1 pseudogene is annotated in these 350 nt (G+C 44.6%); it reads left to right on the forward strand.

The window, feature by feature from the left end:
* Positions 1-350, forward strand: a pseudogene (locus R3X26_RS18960) (transposase); the annotation flags it as partial.

Genomic DNA, 350 nt, shown 5'->3' on the forward strand with positions numbered 1-350 from the left:
CATTGCCTGTAAGGCGAATCAAGAAGACCAATGCACTGGGCACTTTTGGGAAAGTCGATTCAAAAGTCAGGCTTTGTTGGATGAAAACGCCCTCGCGGCCGCAATGACGTATGTTGACTTAAATCCGATTCGTTCTGGTGTAGCAAAAACAATTGAGGCGTCAGAATACACGTCCATTAAATTGAGGTTAGAGACACTCAACAGTGATGAGTTTACCCCACCGTGCTTGCATCCATTCATTGGTCAATCAGACAACAAAATGCACAGTGGTCTGCCTTTCAAATTACTCGATTATCTAGAATTAGTTGACTGGACAGCAAGGCAATTCCGAGAGAACAGAGCATCGATGG

Source organism: Vibrio sp. TH_r3, from assembly GCF_033101115.1.
Taxonomy (GTDB): Bacteria; Pseudomonadota; Gammaproteobacteria; order Enterobacterales; family Vibrionaceae; genus Vibrio.